We start from the raw sequence: 3,794 nt of genomic DNA, 5'->3' as shown, positions 1-3,794 counted from the left end.
TGGTGTCAACGATCGTACGGATGGCTACGGCGGATCCCCAGAGAACCGCCTTCGGATACTCAACGAGATTCTGGATGGCGTTTCCGCGGTCTGGCCGGCGAACCGGATCGGCGTCCGCCTGTCACCCCTGGGTCAGTTCAACGACGTTTCTGACAGTGACCCGGAAACCAATTTCGGATATTTCATTGACGAGTTGAACAAGCGTGGCCTCGGCTATTTACACATGGTGGAACAGGCACCGGGTGCAGAGACAGACCCTGAACAGACAGCTATCATGAACCGCCTGCGCGCAAAGTGGAGCGGTTTCTACATCGTCAACGGCGGATATGATGGTGACAGCGCGGCCAAGGCTGTAGCCGAAGGACACGCCGATGCAGTGGCCTTTGGGCGGGCATTCATCGCAAACCCCGATTTGCCGAAGCGGCTTCGCCTCCACGCCTCCTTAAACGAAGGCGACGGCGATACCTACTACGGGGGAACGGAGAAGGGATATATCGATTATCCCAGCCTTGACGGATCCGCGAGCGGCAAGGTCGCCTAATTCCGCCCTGTCACACAAATCGAAGAAGGCGTGGTCGGCACAAGCTGACCACACCTTACGGCACATCTGATTTCTGAATCAGGTTTCCAGGTTGGAGGTTTGAATGAACGAGCAACGGTTTGTGGCGTTGAACCGGAATTTCGTTCTTCTCAATGCATATTAAGGTATGCCCTTGTTCCTTTCATGGCAGCATCGCTTTGCTTTTTAGAACGGGCGTGCCAAATTCACACGAAAGATGGAGTGTTCACATGACCCCTTTTCGCACGCTGGTAGTTTCCGCCGCCCTCGCGTTCACCAGTCAATCCGCTATGGCGCAGGATCTCGTCAGCCTCGAAATCGGATTCCTGCCGATACTGCCCGATGCCCAGCTCTTCGTCACTCTGGAGGAGGGATGGATGGAAGACGCCGGAATCAAGGCGGACCTCGTCCAGTTCCAGGAAGGCCCGGCCATGGTGCAAGCCCTGCTCGCCGGTCAGCTTGACGTGGCCTATTTTGGCATCGGTCCGGCGATGGTGGCCCGTGCAAGGGGGGCCGATATCAAGGTCGTGGCCTCCAACGTGATCGAGCAAATTTCAGTCGTGGCCATCGGTGATCTTGCACCCTATTTCGAAGAGGGCGATGCCGCGACCGCGTTCGAACGCTTTGCCGCCGATCACGGCCGCAAGCCCGTCATCTCGACCTTTCCGCGCGGCTCGGTTCCTGAAACGGTCCTGCAGTACTGGCTTCTCGAAGGGCTGAAGATTGATCCGTCGCAGGTCGAGATCATCGCGCAGGGTGCCGCGCAGGTGCAGCAGGCGCTGCTGACCGGGGCCGTCGATGGCGCGGCGATCCTTGAACCGGTCGTGAGTTCCGTTCTGGCGCAGGACCCCGACGCCCGTGTCGTGGCCGCGGGATCGGAACTCTTTCCCAACCAGCCGGGTGCGGTGATGGCCGTGCGCGAAGGTGTCCTGGCCGAACATGGCACGCAGATCGCGGCACTCGTGGCCGCGCATCAGCGCGCGACAGATATGCTGGTGAATGATCCCGAAGCGGCGGCCCCGCTGGTGGCGAAATACGTCGGTGGCGGTCGCATGGACCCCGCCATCATTCGAGCTGCTATCGAACGCACTGGCGCGTCCTTCGTGGCCGATCCCAACCGGATCGTCGAAGGCACGCGCGTCATGCGCGACTTTCAGGCCGCACAGGGCACGCTCAGCCAGCCGGTCGATCTCGAGGCGCTGTTTGATCTGTCCGTCTACGATAGCGTCGCGGGGCACTGACATTGGCCTCGCTGTCATCTGACAGACTGTCCGGGGACCGGCGGCGCCGCGCCCTGATGGGGCTGGCGGGACTGGTGCTGTTCATCGGTCTGTGGAAGGCGGCGCAGTATTTCGAATGGATGCGCCCAGGCACGGTGCCCGATCCCTTCGCCTTGCCTGCCGCCTTCCTGTCCGAAGTGCGTACGGACCGGCTCCTTCCGGCCATCGGGTCTAGCATGATCCATTATGTCTGGGGTCTGGGGCTGGGGAGCCTGGCAGGGGTGTCGGTCGGCTTTCTGGCGGCGACCAGCCGCAGTTTTGATGACCTGCACGGATGGATCGCACGCGTCCTGCGTCCGATCCCGCCGCTGGCCTGGGTGATCTTCGCGATCGCCTGGTTCAAGGTTAGCCATGCGGGGGCGGCCTTCGTGATTTCAATCGGGGTGTTCTGGGTGAACTACTTCGCTACCGCTTCGGCCATCCGCAATCTGGATCCCCGTCTGGATGAACTGGCCCGCGCCTTCGGCCACGGCAGCTTCTGGCGGCGGCACCGGACCGTGACCCTGCCGGGGGCGGCGCCGGGTATCTTCTCGGGCCTGCGCACTGGCGTCGGGCAGGCCTGGATGACCTTGATCGCGGCAGAACTTCTGGGCGTGCCGGGCATGGGGCAGGAAATGAATGCCGCCGCCGGGGTCGGGGCCTATGACGCTGTCGTCGTCTACATGCTGGCGATCTCGCTCGTCTACAGCCTCAGCGACCTCGTCTTTGGACTGGTCGAAGGGAGGGTGCTGCAATGGCGCCCGTCCTGAACGCGCGGGGCATCGGCCTGCGCTTTCGGGGCGCCGCGCAGTCCGTGCTGGAGGGTTTCGATCTTGTGGTCGAACCAGGGGAATTTGTGGCCATCGTCGGCAGTTCTGGCGTAGGTAAGTCGACATTGCTGCGGGTGGTGGCCGGACTTGTAGAGCCTGACAGCGGCACGGTGACGGTGACGACGACCGCGGCGCCGGACCGTCGTCGCCGGGCTATCGTATTTCAGGATGGCCGGCTGATGCCCTGGCGCGATTTGCGCGGCAATATCGGCTACGGGCTTGAAGGTCTGAAGATCTCCGCCGCGGCCGGCCGGGCCCGCGTCGATAAAGTGCTGGAGCTGACGGGTCTGAGCCACCTCGCCCATCGCTATCCGCACCAGCTGTCCGGTGGGCAGATCCAGCGCGGCGGCATTGCCCGGGCGCTGGCGGTCCAGCCCGACCTGTTGTTGATGGACGAGCCGTTTTCCGCGGTGGATGCCCTGACCCGCGAAAGCCTGCAGGACGAGTTGCTGCGCTTGTGGCAAGTGAGTGGCAAGGCGGTGCTCTTCGTCACCCACGACATCGCCGAGGCCGTCTTCCTCGCGGATCGCATCATCGTGCTGGCGGGCAGTCCGGCCGGGATCGTGATGGACGAACGGGTCGGCATCGCCAGACCGCGCGACCGCGCCGACCCCGTGCTGGATGCCATCGAAAAACGGATCGGAGCAGCCTTGTGACACCCCTCAGCGTCGTCATCCACGCGCCGCAGCCCGAGGCGCTGATGCGTGCGCGCAGCAATGCGCGCAACCTGCTGAAGGCCGCGCCCGACGCCCGGTGCGAAATCGTGGTGAACGCCGGTGCCGTGGCTGCCGCCCTCGATCAGCCGGACCCCGAGACGGATGCGCTGCTGAGGATCTGCGACAACTCGTTGGCGCATACGGGTCGTACCGCACCGGCAGATCTGACGGTCGTCAGAGCCGCCGTGCTGCATCTGGCCGAGCGGCAACGCGACGGGTGGCAGTACATCCGGGCGTGATTTAGCGATCGATCAATCAGCGCAACAACGGTTTCTTCAAACGTGGCAGACTGTGTGAAAACTCAAAATTTCGCTTCTTTTGCTGCCGCTCGTGTCGACGTGCTGACCTGTTTACCCATCAGATCAACGAAAGAGGCTGCAAATCTGGCCTTTTTGGGCGATTTGGAGAGCACCCGATAGTTTTCACACAG

4 protein-coding genes and 1 pseudogene are annotated in these 3,794 nt (G+C 62.6%); all 5 read left to right on the top strand.

The window, feature by feature from the left end:
- A pseudogene (locus tag ACOI1H_RS24075) lies at positions 1 to 541 on the top strand (alkene reductase); the annotation flags it as partial.
- 248 nt (positions 542 to 789) lie between these two features.
- A complete protein-coding gene (locus ACOI1H_RS24070; protein ID WP_422440735.1) occupies positions 790 to 1,800 on the top strand; it encodes an ABC transporter substrate-binding protein in 1,011 nt (336 codons plus the stop codon).
- A 2-nt stretch (positions 1,801 to 1,802) separates the two neighbouring features.
- Positions 1,803 to 2,588 carry an ABC transporter permease gene (locus ACOI1H_RS24065; protein ID WP_422440734.1) on the top strand — a complete coding sequence of 262 codons (786 nt, stop codon included), beginning with the start codon at positions 1,803 to 1,805 and terminating at the stop codon, positions 2,586 to 2,588.
- The gene (locus ACOI1H_RS24060; RefSeq protein ID WP_422440732.1) at positions 2,573 to 3,304 is read left to right on the top strand and encodes an ABC transporter ATP-binding protein; all 732 of its coding nucleotides are present in this window, start codon (positions 2,573 to 2,575) and stop codon (positions 3,302 to 3,304) included. Before ACOI1H_RS24065 ends, ACOI1H_RS24060 begins: the two co-directional genes overlap by 16 nt.
- Complete coding sequence (locus tag ACOI1H_RS24055) at positions 3,301 to 3,603, top strand: hypothetical protein (protein WP_422440730.1); 303 nt, start codon at positions 3,301 to 3,303, stop codon at positions 3,601 to 3,603. The genes ACOI1H_RS24060 and ACOI1H_RS24055 overlap by 4 nt, the downstream gene beginning before the upstream one ends.
- Positions 3,604 to 3,794: the final 191 nt, after the last annotated feature.

Source organism: Loktanella sp. DJP18 (assembly GCF_049310965.1).
Classification (GTDB): Bacteria; Pseudomonadota; Alphaproteobacteria; order Rhodobacterales; family Rhodobacteraceae; genus Loktanella.
The sequence above is the reverse complement of the archived record's forward strand: the minus strand, read 5'-3'. Positions and strand labels throughout refer to the sequence as shown.

Excerpts from the sequence above, each read along its gene's own strand:
- ACOI1H_RS24070 (WP_422440735.1), top strand. The coding sequence starts at position 790 with ATGACCCCTTTTCGCACGCTGGTAGTTTCCGCCGCCCTCGCGTTCACC.
- ACOI1H_RS24060 (WP_422440732.1), top strand. The coding sequence starts at position 2,573 with ATGGCGCCCGTCCTGAACGCGCGGGGCATCGGCCTGCGCTTTCGGGGC.